This window comes from Geodermatophilaceae bacterium NBWT11 (genome assembly GCA_014218215.1).
Lineage (GTDB): Bacteria > Actinomycetota > Actinomycetes > Mycobacteriales > Geodermatophilaceae > Klenkia.
This window is the reverse complement of record CP043652.1, coordinates 3923628-3941231: the sequence shown is the minus strand read 5'-3', so window position 1 is coordinate 3941231 and position 17604 is coordinate 3923628. Positions and strand designations below refer to the sequence as shown.

Genomic DNA, 17604 nt, shown 5'->3' with positions numbered 1-17604 from the left:
GGGCCCGGAGGGTCCCGCGACCGAAGGACGGACACGCTCGTCTCAGCCGGGGGACGGCTCCTGGCCGCGGTGCGATCCGGAGGATCGCGGTCTACGCAGTGACTCGCTCCACGTCGAAGACGCCGTCGACGTTGCGCACGGTCTGCAGCACCGCGCCGAGGTGGGCGGGGTCGGCGAGCTCGAAGGTGAACCGGCTGACGGCGACCCGGTCGCGGCTGGTCTGCACCGAGGCGGACAGGATGTTGACCCGTTCGTCGGCGAGGGCCTTGGTGACGTCGGAGAGCAGCCGGTGCCGGTCGAGCGCCTCGACCTGGATGGCGACGAGGAACACCGCACCCGGCGCAGAGGCCCACTCGACCTCGACGAGCCGCTCGGGCTTGCGCTGCAGGTCGTCGGCGTTGGTGCAGTCGGTCCGGTGGACGCTGACGCCGCCGCCCCGGGTGACGAAGCCGAGCACGTCGTCACCGGGCACCGGGGTGCAGCACTTGGCGAGCTTGGCCCACACGTCGGTCATGCCGTGCACCACGACGCCGGGGTCGCCACCCGCGGTGCGGGCCACCGAGCGCTTGGTGGGGATGGCGGTCTCGGCGATGTCCTCGGTGGCGCCCTCGGACCCACCGAGGGCGACCATCAGCTTCTCCACCACCGAGGCGGCGGAGACCTGGTGCTCCCCGACGGCGGCGTAGAGCGCGCTGACGTCGCTGAAGTGCAGGTCGGCGGCCAGCGTGGCCAGGGCGTCGCCGCCCATCAGACGCTGTAGCGGGAGCCCGGCCTTGCGCATGGCCTTGGTGAGGGCGTCCTTGCCGTCGTCGACGGCGTCCTCGCGGCGCTCCTTGGTGAACCACTGGCGGATCTTGGTGCGGGCCCGGGAGGAGCCGACGAACTCCAGCCAGTCACGGCTGGGACCGGCGGTGGGCGACCGGGAGGTGAAGACCTCGACGACGTCGCCGTTGGCCAGCTTGCTGTCCAGGGACACCAGCGAGCCGTTGACCCGGGCCCCGATGCAGCGGTAGCCGACCTCGGTGTGCACGGCGAACGCGAAGTCGACCGGCGTGGACTCCCCGGGCAGGCTGATCACGTCGCCCTTGGGCGTGAAGACGAAGACCTCCTGCGGACCCAGGTCGTAGCGCAGGGTCTCCAGGAACTCCCCGGGCTCCTGGGCCTCGCGCTGCCAGTCCAGCAGCTGGCGCAGCCAGAGCATGTCGTCGCCGGAGGAGCCGGGCTTGGGCGGGGTGACGGGGCCGCCGCCGCGCGCCTTCTCCTTGTACTTCCAGTGCGCGGCGATGCCGTACTCGGCGGTGCGGTGCATGTCGTGGGTGCGGATCTGCAGCTCCACGGGCTTGCCCTGCGGGCCGATCACCGTGGTGTGCAGCGACTGGTACATGTTGAACTTCGGCATCGCCACGAAGTCCTTGAAGCGCCCCGGGACCGGCTGCCAGTGCGCGTGCATGATGCCCAGCGCGGCGTACACGTCGCGCACCGAGTCGACCAGGATCCGGATGCCGACCAGGTCCCAGATGTCGGTGAAGTCCCGGCCGCGGACGATCATCTTCTGGTAGATCGAGTAGTAGTGCTTGGGCCGGCCGGTGACGTCGGCCTCGATCTTGCCGGCCTTGAGCTGCTCGGTGACCGCGTCGGCGACCTCGGCGAGGTAGGTGTCGCGGGACGGCGCCCGCTCGGCGACCAGCCGCACGATCTCGTCGTAGCGCTTGGGGTAGAGGGTGGCGAAGGCCAGGTCCTCCAGCTCCCACTTGATCGTGTTCATGCCCAGCCGGTGGGCCAGCGGGGCCAGGATCTCCAGCGTCTCGCGCGCCTTCTTCTCCTGCTTCTCGGGCGGGAGGAAGCGCAGCGTGCGCATGTTGTGCAGCCGGTCGGCCAGCTTGATGACCAGCACCCGGGGGTCGCGGGCCATCGCGACGATCATCTTGCGGATGGTCTCGGCCTGCGCGCCGTCCCCGAACGACACCTTGTCGATCTTGGTGACGCCGTCGACGAGGTGCGCGACCTCGGCCCCGAAGTCCGCGGTGATCGTGTCCAGCCCGACGCCGGTGTCCTCCACGGTGTCGTGCAGCAGGGCGGCGACCAAGGTGGTGGTGTCCATGCCCAGCCCGGCGAGCACGGTGGCCACGGCCAGCGGGTGGGTGATGTACGGGTCGCCCGACTTCCGCTTCTGGCTGGCGTGCGCCTCCTCGGCGACGTCGTAGGCCCGCTGCAGCAGCGCCAGGTCGGCCTTCGGGTGGTTCTGCCGGTGGAGCGCAGCCAGGGGTTCGAGCACGGGACGGACGACCGTGGAACGCTGACCGGCCACGATGCGGCGGGCCAGCCGGTCGCGCACCCGGCGACGCGGGACGGCGTCCAGCGCGCCACCGGTCGAGGGCGGCTCGCTCGCGACGTCGGCGGGCCGGCTGACACCCGGGCCCTGCACGGCGGGGCGCTCCGGCAGCGTGGCGCGCTCGGCACCGGGCTGGGGTTCCGCCGGCGCGGCGGCGGTGGAGGAGGCGACGACGTCAGAGGCCACGGTCACTCCTCGGGGTCCGGTGGGGTGGGACCCGCACCATGCTAGCCACGGCGAGCAGGCTCGACGCCGCCCGGCGGGGTGAGCCGTGTGTCAGGTGGTCCAGAGGGCGTGCACGGTGTGCGGCCGCAGCCGTTCGCGGCCACCCAGGGCGGGCAGCTCGACCACGACCGACACGGCCGTGACCACGCCGCCCAGCTGCTCGACCAGCCCGATCGCGGCCTCCAGGGTGCCGCCGGTGGCGAGCACGTCGTCGACCAGGAGCACCCGCTGACCGGCCACGATCGAGTCGGTGTGCAGCTCCAGCGTCGCCGTGCCGTACTCCAGCGCGTAGTCCGCGGACACCCGCTCCCGGGGGAGCTTGCCGGCCTTGCGCACGGGGACGACGCCGGTGCCGGCGTCCAGGGCGACGGCGGCGGCCAGCAGGAACCCGCGGGCCTCCACCCCGACGACCACGTCGAACCCCGGGTCGCCGTCGCCACCGGTGCGCAGGGCCGCGGCCCGGGGGTCCTCGTCCACCGGGCCGGCGGCCAGAGCGTCGACCACGCGCCGGAACGCCCGCGCGTCGGCGAACACCGGAGTCAGGTCGCGGAAGACGACCCCGGGCTCGGGGAAGTCCGGCACGTCGACCGCGATCGAGGCGATCAGCTCGTCCAGCGGCAGTTCCCCGTGGGCGTCCAGCGAGGTCACCGGCGCTTCTTCTGCCCCGGTCGCTGCGGGCGCGCGCCGGGCTTCGGGCCGGCGACGGGTCCGCGGGTGACCGATGCCGGGGACTCGACCTGCTCGACGGCCTCGGGACGCTCCGGCAGCGTCTCGCGGTCGGCGAGGGCGACCCCGCCGGCCGCCGCGGCCGGACGCGTCCGGCGGGCGCTGGCGACCGGACCGGCGGCGGTGCCACCGGACCGGGCGTCGGCGGCCCGGCGGGCCAGCACCCGCTTGCGCAGCGCCTGCACCTCGGGCTCGCGGTCCTTGAGGTCGGCGAGCACCGGGGTGGCCAGGAAGATCGAGCTGTAGGTGCCGGCGGCCAGGCCGACGGTGAGCACCAGGGCCAGGTCCTGCAGGGTGCCGACGCCGAGCAGGCCGACACCGACGACGAGGAGGCCGAGCACCGGCAGCAGCGCGATGACCGAGGTGTTGATCGAGCGCATGAGGGTCTGGTTGACCGCCAGGTTGGCCGCCTCGCCCCAGGTCATCCGGGCGCCCTTCTCCAGGTCCTTGGTGTTCTCGTCGACCTTGTCGAAGACCACCACGGTGTCGTAGAGGCTGAACCCGAGGATGGTGAGGAACCCGATCACCGTCGAGGGCGTCACCTCGAAGCCGACCAGGGAGTAGACGCCGGCGGTGAGCACGATGTCGTGCAGCAGCGCGACCATCGCGCCCACGGCCATCTTGGGCTGGAACCGGACCGCCAGGAAGAGCACCACCGCGGCCAGGAACACGACCAGGGCGATGAGCGCCTGGTCGGTGATGTCCCGGCCCCAGTCCGCGCTGACGGACTCCGGGCTCACCTGGGCGGGCTGGACGCCCGCGGCGTCGGCGATGGCCGAGACGACGGTGGCCTCGGCGTCGTTGTCCAGCGCCCCGGTGCGCAGCAGCACGGTGTTGCCGCCGACCACCTGGGCGGTGGAGACGTCGGCCCCGGCGCCCTCGGCGGCCTCGCGGATCTCGGTCAGCTGGGACGACGACGCCGGCACCCGGAAGCTGTTGCCGCCCTCGAAGTCGATGCCGAAGTTGAAGCCGCGGAACACCATCGAGGCGATGCAGACCAGCACCACGACGGCGGTGACCTTGTACCAGAACCGGCTGCGGCCCACGACGTCCAGACCGGCCTCGCCGTTGTAGAGCCGGTGGGCCAGCGAGGCCCTCTTCGGGGCGGCGCGGACCGCGGCGGCCTCCTCCTCCGTCTCGCCCTCGGCGGGCAGTCCGGCGTCGGCCAGCGCGGTGTCGTCGGCGTCGGCCGCGGCGTCCGCGCGCACCTCGGCGTCGGACTCGGTGGCGTCGTCACGGCCGTCGCCGTCGGCGTCGTCCAGAGGTGCGTCCTGCGGGTCGCCGTCGCGGGGGGTGCCGGTCATCGGTCGCTCCTGTCGGTGGCGCTCGCGGAGGTGCTGCCGGTGCCCGTGCCGGCGGCGGCCAGACCGGTGCGACCGGGCCGCTGACCCGGACGCGGCGCGGTGGCCGGCCGGCGGCTGACGTCGACGGCGCCGAGGCCGGAGAACCGGCTGGAGCCGAAGCTCCTGAACCGGCTCAGCACCGACATCAGCGGGTGGGTGAAGAGGAAGACCACGATCAGGTCGAGCACGGTGGACAGACCCAGGGTGAACGCGAAGCCCTTCACGTCCCCGATGGCCAGCACGTAGAGGATCGCGGCGGCCAGGAAGCTGACCGCGTCCGCGGAGAGGATCGTCCGGCGGGCACGCACCCAGGCGCGGGGGACGGCGCTGCGCAGCGTGCGGCCTTCGCGGATCTCGTCCTTGAGTCTCTCGAAGTAGACGACGAAGGAGTCCGCGGTGATGCCGATGCTGACGATGAACCCGGCGATCCCGGCCAGGCTCAGGGTGAATCCGATCTCCCGGCCCAGCAGCACGAGGCTGGCGTAGACCACGACCGCGGACAGGATCAGGCTGGCGATCATCACCAGGCCGAGCAGCCGGTAGTAGAGCAGCGCGTAGAGGAAGACCAGCGCGACGCCGATGCCGCCGGCGATCAGGCCCGCGCGCAGCTGCTCGCCGCCGAGCTCGGTGGAAATGGACTGCGCGGTGGCCTGGGTGAAGGTCAGCGGCAGGGCGCCGTAGGCGAGCTGGTTGGCCAGCGTGGTGGCGGTCTCCTGGTCGAAGGAGCCGGTGATCTGGGTGGTGCCGCCGGTGATCGCGCTGTTGATCGTCGGGGCGGAGACAACCCGGCCGTCGAGGACGATGCCGACCTGGTTGCCGACGTTGGCCGCCGTGTAGGCCGCCCACGTCGAGGAGCCCGAGGAGGTGAAGTCGACGTTGACGATCCACTCGCCGGTCTGCTGGGCGGTGCCGGCGCTGGCGTCGGACACCTGGGTGCCCTCGACGACCGTCGGGCCGAGCAGGTACTTGGCGGTGCCGTCCTCCGAGCACGCCGCCAGGTAGGAGTCCGACAGGTCGATCTCGCGGGTGTCCTCGGGGCTGCAGGTCAGCGTCGCGAGGTCGGCGGTGGCCTGCTCCTCGGTCAGCGGCGTGGCGCCCACCGGGTCACCGGTGGCCGGGTCGGTCTCGGCGGAGCTGCCGGTGGCCGGAGCGGTGTCCGAGGCCGGGGCGGAGGAGGTCGCCGGGGCGGCGTCGCTGGTCGGAGCGGCCGACTCGGTGGCCGTCGGCTCCGGGGCGAAGGAGTCCGGCGCGAAGGAGTCCGGCGCGGCCGAGGAGGTCGCTGCCGGGTCGGTCACCGCAGGATCCGTCACAGCGGGATCCGTGGTCGCCGGGTCCGTGGTCGCGGGGTCCGTGGTGGCCGGGTCCGTGGTCGCCGGGTCCGTGGTCGCCGGGTCGGTGGTCGTCGCGTCGCTGGTGGCCGGCAGCGGGCCCTGCAGCACCGGGCGGAACCGCAGCTGGGCGGTCTGGCCGAGCTCGCGGGCCTGGTCGCCGTCCTCACCGGGCACCGAGATGACGATGTTGGAGTCGCCCTCGGTGACCACCTCGGCCTCGGAGACACCGAGGCCGTTGACGCGCTGCTCGATGATCTGCCGAGCCAGCTCCAGGTCCTCCCGGTCGGGGGTGCCCCCGCCGGGGACCTGGGCGGTCAGCGTCACCGTGGTGCCGCCCTGCAGGTCCAGGCCCAGCTGCGGGGTGCGCTGGGAGCCGGTCCCGAAGACCAGTCCGTACATGGCCGCGACGATCAGGACGAAGGCCCCGAAGTAACGGGCGGCGGGGAGCTGGCGAGCGGCCACGGTGCGCGGCCTCAGCGGGTGCGGTCGGAGGGACCCGAGGGGTCACCGTCGCCGTCGACGTAGCCGTGCCGCTCGTCGCTGGGGGGCACGATCTCCCCGGCGGTGGCGTCGAGGACCGCACCGTCGGGCTTGCGGATCTCCATCACCGCGGGGCGGGCGAAGGTGGCCACCACCCCGGGGGCGATCTCGATGTCCACGGTGCCGTCGCCGAGGCCGGCGACCGTGCCGTGCAGGCCGCTGGTCAGCATGACCGGGGCGCCCACGGACAGCGACTCCTGCAGGGTCTGCGCGTTGGCGGCCATCTTCTTGCGCTGACGGGCCGGCAGCACGATGAGCAGTGCGAAGGCGATCACCAGCAGGATGAGCGGGAAGAACTGCTCCACGGTTGTCGTGCCTCTCCACCGCGCAGCGTTCGCGCGGTCATCGTGACCGCACGCTGGCGGTCACTCGGGTACGTCGGGTGCGGTCCGCCCGGGGGGCGCGACCGGCGCAGGGCGCAGCACCGACGTGCGGTGCGGTTGCGCTCCAGCGGCGGTGAGTCTAGGCGTCGAAGAGCGTGGGTGAGGCAGCCCGGTCCGGCGGCGGGTCGCCGAAGCCACCGGTGAGCCACGTGCCCTGGGGCACCGGGAGGTCCAGGTGACGCCACGCGGCCTCGGTCGCGACCCGCCCGCGAGGGGTGCGGGCGAGCAGCCCGGCGCGCACCAGGAAGGGCTCGCAGACCGCCTCCACGGTGTGCGGCTCCTCCCCCACGGCGACCGCCAGGGTGGACACCCCGACCGGTCCGCCGCCGAACCCGACGACCAGGGCTCGCAGCACCTCGCGGTCGAGGCGGTCCAGGCCGAGCTCGTCGACGTCGTAGAGCGCCAGGGCGGCCTGCGCCACGGGCAGGGTGATCCGGCCGTCGGCGCGCACCTCGGCGTAGTCGCGCACCCGGCGCAGCAGCCGGTTGGCGATGCGCGGCGTGCCGCGGGACCGGCCGGCGATCTCCGCGGACCCCTCGGCGTCGATCTGCACGCCCAGCAGGTCGGCGCTGCGCTGGAGCACCAGCTGGAGGTCGGCGGTGTCGTAGAACTCCATCTGGCCCACGAAGCCGAACCGGTCGCGGAGCGGACCGGTCAGCAGACCGGCCCGGGTGGTGGCCCCGACCAGGGTGAAGGGCGCGATCTCCAGCGGGATCGCGGTGGCACCGGGCCCCTTGCCGACCACGACGTCGACCCGGAAGTCCTCCATCGCCATGTAGAGGAGCTCCTCGGCCGGGCGGGCGATGCGGTGGATCTCGTCGATGAAGAGCACGTCGCCCTCACCGAGGTTGGACAGCATCGCCGCCAGGTCGCCCGAGCGCTCGATCGCCGGACCGGAGGTGATCTTCACCGACGTGCCCAGCTCGGAGCCGATGATCAGCGCCAGCGACGTCTTGCCCAGCCCGGGCGGCCCGGACAGCAGCACGTGGTCCGGTGGCCGGCCGCGCCGCTTGGCGCCCTCGAGCACGAGGTCCAGCTGGCGGGACACCTTGGGCTGGCCGACGAACTCGGCCAGGGAGTGCGGGCGGAGCGCGGACTCGACGACCCGTTCCTCCTCACCGGCCCAGGCGCTGGCCTCCGAGGCCTCGGGGGAGCTCACGCCCGACCCAGCATCCGCAGCGCCTGCCGCAGCAGGACGGCGACGTCCACGCTGCCGGTGTCGGCGACCTGCTCCTCGGCGACCGGGGCGAGCTGGCCCAGGGCGCCGTCGGCCTCCCGGACGCTCCAGCCCAGCCCGACCAGCGCGGTGGTCAGCTGGTCGCGCCACGGTGCGACCGGGGCCACGAAGGACCCGGTGGCACCGGCCGCGGCGGTGGCGGCGTCCAGGCTGACGTCCCCGGAGCCCACGCCGAGCCGGTCGCGCAGCTCCAGCACCAGCCGCTCGGCGCCCTTCTTGCCGATGCCGGGCACCTGCATGAGCGACTTCAGGTCCCCGGTGGTGACGGCGCGGCGCACCTCACGGGGCGGGTGGATGGCCAGCACGGCCTGGGCCAGCCGGGGGCCCACGCCGTTGGCGGTCTGCAGCAGCTCGAACAGCTGGCGCTCGTCGTCGTCGGCGAACCCGTACAGGGTCAGCGAGTCCTCCCGGACGACCAGGCTGGTGGACAGCCGCGCGGCCTCCCCCACCTGGAGGCGGGCGATCGTGCCCGGGGTGCACTGCACGGCCAGCCCGATCCCGCCGACCTCGACCACGGCGCCGTCCGGGGACACCGCGGCGACCCGGCCCGCGACGGAGGCGATCACCGGTACACCCCGCCGGTGCCGATGCCCTGCCAGCGGCTCGCCCGCACGGCCGGGCGGGGCGCGGTGGTGAGCGGTCCCTGGGCGATCCCGGCGCCGGTGGCCAGCGCCGCGACCCGCAGCCGGTCCTGGGTCGGCCCGCGCCAGACGTGGCACACCGCCAGGGCCAGCGCGTCGGCCGCGTCGGCGGGCTTGGGGGCCACGGTCAGCCCCAGCACCCTCGTCACCATCAGGGTCACCTGCTCCTTGTCCGCCCGGCCGTTGCCGGAGATCGCGGCCTTGACCTCGCTGGGGGTGTGCCAGGCGACCGGTCGGCTGGCCTGGGCCGCGGCCAGTGCCGCCACCCCGGCGGCCTGCGCGGTGCCGGTCGCCGTCCCCTTGTTGTTCTGCAGGAACACCCGCTCGATGGCCACGACGTCGGGCCGGTGCTCGCGCACCAGCGCGGTCACCGCGGTGTGCAGCTCGAGCAGCCGCAGCTCCAGGGCCAGGTCGGCGTCGCTGCGCACGACGCCGACGCCCACCGCGGTGGGGCGGGCGCCGGGCCGGCCGTCGACGACGCCCCAGCCGCACCGGGTCAACCCCGGGTCGATGCCGAGCACGCGCACTGGAGACCCTCTCGCCGACGAACAGGTGTTCGAGGGGACGCTAGGCGGACCGGCCACCGCGGCGGCCGGCGACACGCCTAGTCGTCCGCGGCGATCTTCTCCATGACGTCGTCGGGGACCTCGTAGTTGGCGTAGACGTTCTGCACGTCGTCGCAGTCCTCCAGGGCGTCGATGAGCCGGAAGACCTTGCCGGCCCCCTCCTCGTCGAGCTCGACCTGCACGCTGGGCACGAAGGCGGCCTCGGCGGAGTCGTAGTCGATCCCGGCGTCCTGCAGGGCGGTGCGGACGGCGACCAGGTCGGTCGGCTCGCTGACCACCTCGAAGGTGTCCCCGAGGTCGCGGACCTCCTCGGCGCCGGCGTCCAGCACGGCCTCCATGACGGCGTCCTCGCTGGTGCCCGCCGACGGGACCACCACGACGCCCTTGCGGCTGAACATGTAGGACACCGACCCGGGGTCGGCCATCGACCCGCCGTTGCGGGTCATGGCGGTGCGGACCTCCATGGCCGAGCGGTTCTTGTTGTCGGTGAGGCACTCGATGAGCACCGCGACCCCGGCCGCGGCGTAGCCCTCGTAGGTGATGCCCTGGTACTCGACGCCACCGGCCTCCAGGCCCGCCCCGCGCTTGACCGCGCGGTTGATGTTGTCGATCGGCACCGAGGACTTCTTGGCCCGCTGGACGGCGTCGAACAGCGTCGGGTTGCCCTGCACGTCACCGCCGCCGGTGCGCGCCGCGACCTCGATGTTCTTGATCAGCTTGGCGAAGAGCTTGCTCCGCTTGGCGTCGATCCCGGCCTTCTTGTGCTTGGTCGTCGCCCACTTGGAATGGCCGCTCATCGCTGCGTCTCCTCACCTGGCGCCGTCGTCGGCGCCGTCCACGTCTCCTCCGCCGGGCGCTGGCGCACCAGTTCGACGAAGAACCGGTGCAGCCGGGTGTCACCGGTGAGCTCCGGGTGGAAGCTGGTGGCGACGACGCTGCCCTGGCGGACCGCGACGATCCTACCGTCGGCCGGTCCACCGGAGACCCGGCCGAGCACCTCGACGCCCTCGCCGGCCTGCTCCACCCAGGGCGCCCGAATGAACACCGCGTGCACCGGGCCGCCGGCGACACCGGCCACGTCGACCTGCGACTCGAAGCTGTCGACCTGCCGACCGAAGGCGTTGCGGCGGACCGTGACGTCCAGCCCGCCGATGGTCTGCTGGTCGTCGGGGGCGTCCAGCAGCCGGTCGGCGAGCAGGATCATCCCGGCGCACGACCCGTAGGCCGGGAGCCCGCTGCGGATGGCGGCCCGCAGCGGCTCGAGCAGCCCCCAGCGGTGCGCGAGCTTGGCGATGGTCGTGGACTCCCCGCCCGGGAGCACCAGGCCGTCGAGACCGGTGAGCTCCTCGGGCCGGCGCACGGCCGACGTCCGGGCGCCCTGCGCCTCGAGCACGGCGCGGTGCTCCCGGACGTCGCCCTGCAGCGCGAGCACCCCGATGTGGGGCGTGCTCACCAGCCGCGGTTCGCGTACCGCTGCTCGGCCGGGATCGAGTCGATGTTGATCCCGACCATGGCCTCGCCCAGCCCGCGGCTGACCTTGGCGATCACCGAGGCGTCGTCGTGGAAGGTGGTGGCCTGCACGATGGCCGCGGCGCGCTGCGCCGGGTCGCCGGACTTGAAGATGCCCGAGCCGACGAAGACGCCGTCGGCGCCCAGCTGCATCATCATCGCCGCGTCCGCCGGGGTGGCGATGCCACCGGCGGTGAACAGCACGGTCGGCAGCTTCCCGGTGCGGGCGATCTCGGCCACCAGCTCGTAGGGCGCGCGCAGCTCCTTGGCCGCGACGAACAGCTCGGTCTCGTCCAGGGTGGTCAGCCGGCGGATGCCCGCGCGGATGGCCCGCATGTGCCGGGTGGCCTCCACGACGTTGCCGGTGCCGGCCTCGCCCTTCGAGCGGATCATCGCCGCGCCCTCGGAGATCCGGCGCAGCGCCTCGCCCAGGTCGGTGGCCCCGCAGACGAAGGGCACGGTGAAGTCGCCCTTGACGATGTGGTGCGCCTCGTCGGCCGGGGTGAGCACCTCGGACTCGTCGATGTAGTCCACGCCCAGGCTCTCGAGCACCCGGGCCTCGACGAAATGCCCGATCCGGGCCTTGGCCATCACCGGGATGGACACCGCGGCGATGATCCCGTCGATCATGTCCGGGTCGCTCATCCGGGCGATCCCGCCCTGCGCGCGGATGTCGGCGGGCACCCGCTCCAGGGCCATCACGGCGACCGCGCCGGCGTCCTCGGCGATCCGGGCCTGCGCAGCGTCGACGACGTCCATGATGACGCCGCCCTTGAGCTGCTCGGCCATGCCGCGCTTGACCCGGTCGGTGCCGGTGCTGGGGGTGGGGGTGACGTTCTCGGTCACGGTGCGGCCTCGCGGTTCTCAGGGTGGGTCGGGGGACCCTAGATGCTAGGCGGGGTGCACGCCGGGCCCCCGCCCGCCTGCGGTCGCCCCCACGGCGTCCAGTCCGTCGTCGATGTCGAAGAACCGGGGCTGGGGACGGCGGGCGTGCAGCCGCAGCACCCGGGCCACCGGACGCCGGCGCAGCGCCCGGGTGTCGCGGACCGCGTCGTTGTAGAACCGGCGGGCCAGGCCGACCCGCCAGCCGGCGTCGTCCAGCCCGTCGGCGCGCAGCTCGGCGGGCACGTCGCGCAGCACCCGGCCCAGCACGTTCTCCGCCACCTCGCGGTCCCCGCCCCCGGGTGTGCGGGCATCGGCGGCGGCGCGCTCAAGTGCGGCGACCAGGCCCGGGCCCAGCTCACCGGGGCGCTCGCGGGCCAGTGCCGCAGCGAGCTCGGCCCGGCGGGCCAGGGCGGCGAGCAGCACGTCCCAGGCGCGGGCCACCCGCGAGGCCAGCCGGCGCAGCCGGGTCAGGGTCCAGACCGCCCAGGCCAGCACGAACAGCACGAGGGCCCCGACGCCGACCAGCACCCACGCCGAGGACGTCACGCCCGGACACGCTACCGGCGGCGGGTCACCCCTCGGCGGAGCGGCGCAGCCACCGGGGCAGGAACGAGCGGTCCTCGGGATCGACCGGGGTCTCCAGCACCGGTTCGGCGTCGCTGGCGGTCACCCCGCGCCCGCCGGCCGGGGCGACCGTCTCGTAGACGGCCAGGATCCGCTGGGCCACCGTGGACCAGTCGTACTCCACGGCGCGCAGCCGGCCGGCCGCGGTGAGCGCGGCCCGCCGCTGCGGGTCACCCAGCAGGTCGATGAGGACGGCGGCCAGCGCGGTGGCGTCCCCGCGGCGCACCAGCACCCCGGCCGCGCCGTCCTCGAGCACGCGGGCGAAGGCGTCCAGGTCGCTGGCCACCACCGGGGCGCCCGCCGCCATCGCCTCGACCAGCACGATGCCGAAGCTCTCCCCCATCAGGTTGGGCGCGCAGTAGACGTCCACCGAGCGGAGGAACGCCGCCTTGTCGGCCTCGGCCAGCTCGCCCAGCAGGGTCACGTGGGGGGCGAGGTCGGGGCCGATGAGGGCCTGCAGCTCCTCGGGGTCGCCGCGGCCGGCGACCAGCAGCTCGGCCGTCGGGTGCGCCCGCACGACGGTCCGCATCGCCTCCAGCAGCACCGGCAGGCCCTTGCGCGGCTCGTCGTAGCGGCCCAGGAACCCGACGGTGGGCCCGGTGCGGGGCCGGGACAGCAGCGGGCCGTCGGCGAAGGCCGGCACGTGCACCCCGTTGGGGATCACCACGGCGTCCCCGCCCAGGTGCTCGACCTGCAACCGGCGGGCGAAGTCCGACACGGCGATCCGGCCGGAGATCTTCTCCAGCCACGGCCGCACGACCGGGCCCCAGGCCGACAGGAACAGCGACCGGGTGGCCGCGGCGTGGAAGGTGGCCACGATCGGGCCCTGGGCGAGCATGCACACCAGCAGGGACACCGACGGGGGCGCCGGCTCGTGCACGTGGACGACGTCGAAGCACCCGTCCCGCAGCCAGCGGCGCACCCTGGCGCCGGAGACCAGGCCGAACTGCCAGCTGGCCATCGACCCGTTGTAGGGCACCGCGTTGGCCTTGCCCGACCAGGTCACGTGCTCGGCGGGCACGTTCTCCTCGTGCTCGGCCGGGGTGAGCACCTCGACCTCGTGGCCCAGCCCGCGCAGGGTCTCGGCGAGGTCGCGCACGTGGTACTGCACCCCACCGGGCACGTCCCACATGTAGGGGCAGACCAGGCCGACCCTCACCGGGGCGGGTCCGGGGGCACGTCGGCCCAGATGCGGCCCAGCTGGTGCCAGTCCACCGGGCGGGCGGCGATCGAGACGGCGAAGGCGTCGGCGACGCCCTGGGTGCCGGCGTGCACCCGCTCGCGCAGCCGCCCGGCACCCTGCACGTCCACCTCGGGGTGCACCACGTGCCGCCAGCCGGCCCCGTCGAACTGCGGGACGACGGGGTGCAGCGCGGCCCCGGTCTGCGCGGCCAGCAGCGCCGGCCCGCCGGGCATGGTGGTGGGCCGGCCGAAGAAGGAGACCGGGATGCCCGCCGCGGACAGGTCACGGTCGACGAGCAGGCACACCGGTCGACCCTGGCCCAGCCACTCCTTGAGCAGGGTGGAGCTGGGCCGCTCGCCGCCGGTGAGCGGCACCACCCGGAACCCGAGGGACTCCCGGTAGGCCAGGAACCGGCGGTAGAGCTGCTCGGGTCGCAGCCGCTCGGCCACGGTCATGAACGGGCCGCCCAGCCGGTCGACGAACCAGACCCCGGCGGCGTCCCAGTTGCCGCTGTGCGGCAGCGCGAGGACGACCGGCCGGTCCTGGGCCTGCGCGGCGTCCAGGTGCTCGGTGCCGACCACGACGGTGTCCCGCAGCACCCGCGCCGTCCCCAGCGTGGGCAGCCGGAAGGCCTCCAGCCAGTACCGGGCGTAGGACCGGACGGCGTCCCGGGTGAGGTCGTCGAGCTCGGTGTCGGACAGCCGGCCACCGGTGGCGACCCGCAGGTTGGCCCGCAGCTGCCGGACCCCCTTCCCGTCCCGGCCGGCCGCCCAGACGCCGGCACCGGAGAACGCCGCCGCGGCCAGCGGTTCGGGCAGCGCCTTTACCGCGCCCCACCCGGCGGCGTAGCCGGCGTCGACCAGCCGGGCCCGCAGGTCGCTCACGGGGTGCTGCTGGGCAGCGGGCGCCCCCGGGACTGCTGGTACACCGTCGCGAAGCGCTGCCCGACGGTGACGGCGCTGCCGATCATCAGGACCCAGAGGCAGACCTGGATCGCGTACGGGATGCCGATGCCGGTGAAGCCGGTGCCCACGAGCACCAGGATGAGCCGCTCGGTGCGCTCGAACAGCCCGACGTCGCAGGTCAGGCCCATGCCCTCGGCGCGGGCCTTGACGTAGGAGGTGAGCACGCCGAGCACCAGGCAGACCAGCGACAGCCACACGACCATCCGGTTGTCGCCGCCGCCGGAGAACCACCAGGCCAGCCCCGCGAAGACCGCCGCGTCGGCCGCCCGGTCGCCGGTGGAGTCCAGCACCGCGCCGAACACCGAGCCACCGCCCCGGGCCCGGGCGAGCGCCCCGTCCAGCATGTCCAGCAGCACGAAGACGGTGACCGCGACAGCGCCCCACCACAGGACCCCGTTGCCGATCAGGAACACCGCCGACCCGACGGCACCCACGGTGCCCAGCAGCGTGACCTGGTCGGCGGTGACCCCGATCCGCAGCAGGAACCGCACCACCGGTGCCCAGACCCGGCCGACCGCGGGCCGGAGGTTGACCCCGAGCACTACGCGGCGTCCTCGGGCCAGGCGTCGGCCAGCAGCTGCCGGGTCTCGGCCAGCACCTGCGGCAGCACCCGGGTCAGCCCGAGCACCGGCATGAAGTTGGTGTCCCCGCCCCAGCGGGGCACCGCGTGCTGGTGCAGGTGGTCGGCGATGCCGGCCCCGGCGACCGCGCCCTGGTTCATCCCGACGTTGAACCCGTGCGCACCGCTGACCTCGCGGACGACCCGCATCGCCGTCTGGGTCACCGCGCCGAGCTCGGCCACCTCCGCCGTCGTCAGGTCGGTGTAGTCGGCCACGTGCCGGTACGGCACGACCATGAGGTGCCCGGCGTTGTAGGGGAACAGGTTGAGCACGGCGAAGACCGTCTCCCCGCGGGAGACGATCAGACCGTCCTCGTCGGTCATCGCCGGGATGAGGCAGAACGGGCAGTCGTGGTCGCCGGTCGGCTTGCCCTCGCCCTTGATGTAGGCCATCCGGTAGGGCGTCCAGAGCTGCTCGAAGACCGAGGTGGGTCCGCCGTCCCCGGCCGTCACGACGCCGGCTCGGACACGGGGGCGGTCGGGTCGTCGTTGCGGCGCGATGCGACCCACTCCCGAACGGCCTCGATCGCGTCCTGCACGGGCACCCCGTTGCGCTGGCTGCCGTCGCGGTAGCGGAAGGACACCGCGCCGGCCTCGGCGTCGGTGGCCCCGGCGATGAGCACGAAGGGCACCTTCTGCTTGGAGGCGGTGCGGATCTTCTTCTGCATCCGGTCGTCGGAGTCGTCGACCTCGACCCGCAGCCCCTGCCTGCGCATCTCCCGGGCCAGGTCGGTCAGGTAGGGCACCTGCTCGTCGGTGATCGGGATGCCCACCACCTGCACCGGCGCCAGCCAGGCCGGGAACGCCCCGGCGTAGTGCTCGGTGAGGACGCCGAAGAACCGCTCGATGGAGCCGAACTTGGCCGAGTGGATCATGACCGGCTGCTGGCGGGTGCCGTCGGCGGCGCTGTACTCCAGGCCGAACCGGGCCGGCTGGTTGAAGTCGTACTGGATGGTCGACATCTGCCAGGTCCGGCCGATCGCGTCGCGCGCCTGCACCGAGATCTTGGGGCCGTAGAAGGCCGCGCCGCCCGGGTCGGGCACCAGCTCCAGGCCGGTCTCCCGTGCCGCGTCCTCCAGCACCCGGGTCGCCACCGCCCACTCCTCGTCGGAGCCGATGAACTTGTCCGACTCCCCGCGGGTGGACAGCTCCAGGTAGTAGTCGTCGAGGCCGAAGTCCTTGAGCAGTCCGAGCACGAAGGCCAGCAGGTGGCGGATCTCCTCCGGCGCCGCCTCCGGGGTGACGTAGGAGTGCGAGTCGTCCTGGGTCAGCCCGCGCACCCGGGTCAGGCCGTGCACGACGCCGGACTTCTCGTACCGGTACACCGACCCGAACTCGAAGAACCGCAGCGGCAGCTCGCGGTAGGACCGCCCGCGCGACCGGAAGATCAGGTTGTGCATCGGGCAGTTCATGGCCTTGAGGTAGTACTTCGAGTTCTCCAGGTCCATCGCCGGGAACATCGTGTCCTCGTAGTACGGCAGGTGCCCCGAGGTCTCGAACAGCCCGCCCTTGGAGATGTGCGGGGAACCGACGTAGGAGAAGCCCTCCTCGATGTGCCGGTTGCGGACGTAGTCCTCCATCTCCCGCTTGACCACCCCGCCCTTGGGGTGGAAGACGGCCAGTCCGGAGCCGATCTCGTCGGGGAAGCTGAAGAGGTCCAGCTCGACCCCGAGCCGGCGGTGGTCGCGCCGCTCGGCCTCGGCCAGGTGCTCCTGGTACGCCCTCAGCGCGTCCTTGGACTCCCACGCGGTGCCGTACACCCGCTGCAGCTGCGGGTTCTTCTCGCTGCCGCGCCAGTAGGCAGCGGCCACCCGGGTCAGCGCGAACGCCGGGATGTTCGAGGTGCGGGGCAGGTGCGGGCCGCGGCACAGGTCGGTCCAGACCCGCTCCTTCGACCTCGGGTCGAGGTTGTCGTACATGGTCAGCTGCGCGCCGCCCACCTCGACGTCGGCGCCCTCGGCCACGTCCCCCGCGCCGCCCTTGAGCCCGATCAGCTCCATCTTGTAGGGCTCGTGCGCCAGCTCGACCCGGGCCTCCTCGTCGGAGATCTCCCGCCGGGCGAAGAACTGGCCCTCCTTGACGATGGCCTGCATGCGCTTCTCGATCGCCTGCAGGTCCTCGGGGGTGAAGGGCCGCTCGGGGTCCACGTCGTAGTAGAAGCCGTCGGTGACCGGCGGGCCGATGCCCAGCCGGGTGCCCGGGAAGAGGTCCTGCACGGCCTGGGCCAGCACGTGGGCGGCCGAGTGCCGGATGACCGCGCGCCCGTCCGGGCTCGACGCCGGGACCGGCTCCACGGTGGTGGCCACGTCCGGGGTCCACGCGAGGTCCTTCAGCTCGCCGTCCACCCGGACGACGACGGCGGCGTCGGCGCCCTTCAGGGGGACGCCGGCGTCCTTGAGCGCCTGGGTGGCCGTGGTCCCGGCCGGCACCTCGACGGTGACGACGGCGGACTCGGCAGGCGCGGCTGACACGGGAGGACTCCTGGGGGTGGGGCG

At 73.6% G+C, this 17604-nt stretch carries 17 protein-coding genes; all 17 read right to left on the bottom strand.

Annotated elements, in window-relative coordinates; genetic code table 11:
• Positions 1 to 91: 91 nt before the first annotated feature.
• The gene (locus F1C76_19150; protein QNG38399.1) at positions 92 to 2518 is read right to left on the bottom strand and encodes a bifunctional (p)ppGpp synthetase/guanosine-3',5'-bis(diphosphate) 3'-pyrophosphohydrolase; all 2427 of its coding nucleotides are present in this window, start codon (positions 2516 to 2518) and stop codon (positions 92 to 94) included.
• 90 nt (positions 2519 to 2608) lie between these two features.
• Entirely contained in the window at positions 2609 to 3196 is a 588-nt protein-coding gene (locus F1C76_19145) for an adenine phosphoribosyltransferase (GenBank protein QNG39378.1), read from the bottom strand.
• Between the two features lie 5 nt (positions 3197 to 3201).
• Positions 3202 to 4587 (bottom strand): protein translocase subunit SecF, encoded by a 1386-nt coding sequence (secF, locus tag F1C76_19140; GenBank protein ID QNG38398.1) that lies wholly within the window; start codon positions 4585 to 4587, stop codon positions 3202 to 3204.
• Positions 4584 to 6356: a protein translocase subunit SecD gene (gene secD / locus F1C76_19135; protein QNG39377.1), complete on the bottom strand. Its 1773-nt coding sequence runs from the start codon at positions 6354 to 6356 to the stop codon at positions 4584 to 4586. The genes secF and secD overlap by 4 nt, the downstream gene beginning before the upstream one ends.
• 74 nt (positions 6357 to 6430) lie before the next feature.
• Positions 6431 to 6802 carry a preprotein translocase subunit YajC gene (gene yajC / locus F1C76_19130; GenBank protein ID QNG38397.1) on the bottom strand — a complete coding sequence of 124 codons (372 nt, stop codon included), beginning with the start codon at positions 6800 to 6802 and terminating at the stop codon, positions 6431 to 6433.
• 157 nt (positions 6803 to 6959) lie between these two features.
• Complete coding sequence (ruvB, locus tag F1C76_19125; GenBank protein ID QNG38396.1) at positions 6960 to 8039, bottom strand: Holliday junction branch migration DNA helicase RuvB; 1080 nt, start codon at positions 8037 to 8039, stop codon at positions 6960 to 6962.
• Complete coding sequence (ruvA, locus tag F1C76_19120) at positions 8036 to 8683, bottom strand: Holliday junction branch migration protein RuvA (GenBank protein QNG38395.1); 648 nt, start codon at positions 8681 to 8683, stop codon at positions 8036 to 8038. The genes ruvB and ruvA overlap by 4 nt, the downstream gene beginning before the upstream one ends.
• Complete coding sequence (gene ruvC, locus F1C76_19115) at positions 8680 to 9285, bottom strand: crossover junction endodeoxyribonuclease RuvC (protein QNG38394.1); 606 nt, start codon at positions 9283 to 9285, stop codon at positions 8680 to 8682. The genes ruvA and ruvC overlap by 4 nt, the downstream gene beginning before the upstream one ends.
• 77 nt (positions 9286 to 9362) lie before the next feature.
• On the bottom strand, positions 9363 to 10121 hold the full coding sequence (locus F1C76_19110) for a YebC/PmpR family DNA-binding transcriptional regulator (GenBank protein QNG38393.1): 759 nt from the start codon (positions 10119 to 10121) through the stop codon (positions 9363 to 9365).
• Positions 10118 to 10777 (bottom strand): pyridoxal 5'-phosphate synthase glutaminase subunit PdxT, encoded by a 660-nt coding sequence (gene pdxT / locus F1C76_19105; GenBank protein QNG38392.1) that lies wholly within the window; start codon positions 10775 to 10777, stop codon positions 10118 to 10120. The genes F1C76_19110 and pdxT overlap by 4 nt, the downstream gene beginning before the upstream one ends.
• A complete protein-coding gene (pdxS, locus tag F1C76_19100; GenBank protein QNG38391.1) occupies positions 10774 to 11679 on the bottom strand; it encodes a pyridoxal 5'-phosphate synthase lyase subunit PdxS in 906 nt (301 codons plus the stop codon). Before pdxS ends, pdxT begins: the two co-directional genes overlap by 4 nt.
• Before the next feature lie 45 nt (positions 11680 to 11724).
• Complete coding sequence (locus F1C76_19095) at positions 11725 to 12264, bottom strand: hypothetical protein (protein ID QNG38390.1); 540 nt, start codon at positions 12262 to 12264, stop codon at positions 11725 to 11727.
• Between the two features lie 25 nt (positions 12265 to 12289).
• Positions 12290 to 13501 (bottom strand): glycosyltransferase family 4 protein, encoded by a 1212-nt coding sequence (locus F1C76_19090; GenBank protein QNG38389.1) that lies wholly within the window; start codon positions 13499 to 13501, stop codon positions 12290 to 12292.
• The gene (locus F1C76_19085) at positions 13498 to 14400 is read right to left on the bottom strand and encodes a phosphatidylinositol mannoside acyltransferase (GenBank protein QNG39376.1); all 903 of its coding nucleotides are present in this window, start codon (positions 14398 to 14400) and stop codon (positions 13498 to 13500) included. The genes F1C76_19090 and F1C76_19085 overlap by 4 nt, the downstream gene beginning before the upstream one ends.
• A 5-nt stretch (positions 14401 to 14405) precedes the next feature.
• Positions 14406 to 15032 (bottom strand): CDP-alcohol phosphatidyltransferase family protein, encoded by a 627-nt coding sequence (locus tag F1C76_19080; GenBank protein ID QNG38388.1) that lies wholly within the window; start codon positions 15030 to 15032, stop codon positions 14406 to 14408.
• On the bottom strand, positions 15032 to 15562 hold the full coding sequence (locus tag F1C76_19075) for an HIT domain-containing protein (GenBank protein ID QNG38387.1): 531 nt from the start codon (positions 15560 to 15562) through the stop codon (positions 15032 to 15034). Before F1C76_19075 ends, F1C76_19080 begins: the two co-directional genes overlap by 1 nt.
• Positions 15559 to 17580, bottom strand: coding sequence for a threonine--tRNA ligase (locus F1C76_19070; GenBank protein QNG38386.1), 2022 nt, complete (start codon positions 17578 to 17580; stop codon positions 15559 to 15561). The genes F1C76_19075 and F1C76_19070 overlap by 4 nt, the downstream gene beginning before the upstream one ends.
• Between the last annotated feature and the right edge of the window lie 24 nt (positions 17581 to 17604).

Excerpts from the sequence above, each read along its gene's own strand:
- secF (QNG38398.1), bottom strand. The coding sequence starts at position 4,587 with ATGACCGGCACCCCCCGCGACGGCGACCCGCAGGACGCACCTCTGGAC.
- secD (QNG39377.1), bottom strand. The coding sequence starts at position 6,356 with ATGTACGGACTGGTCTTCGGGACCGGCTCCCAGCGCACCCCGCAGCTG.
- F1C76_19110 (QNG38393.1), bottom strand. The coding sequence starts at position 10,121 with ATGAGCGGCCATTCCAAGTGGGCGACGACCAAGCACAAGAAGGCCGGG.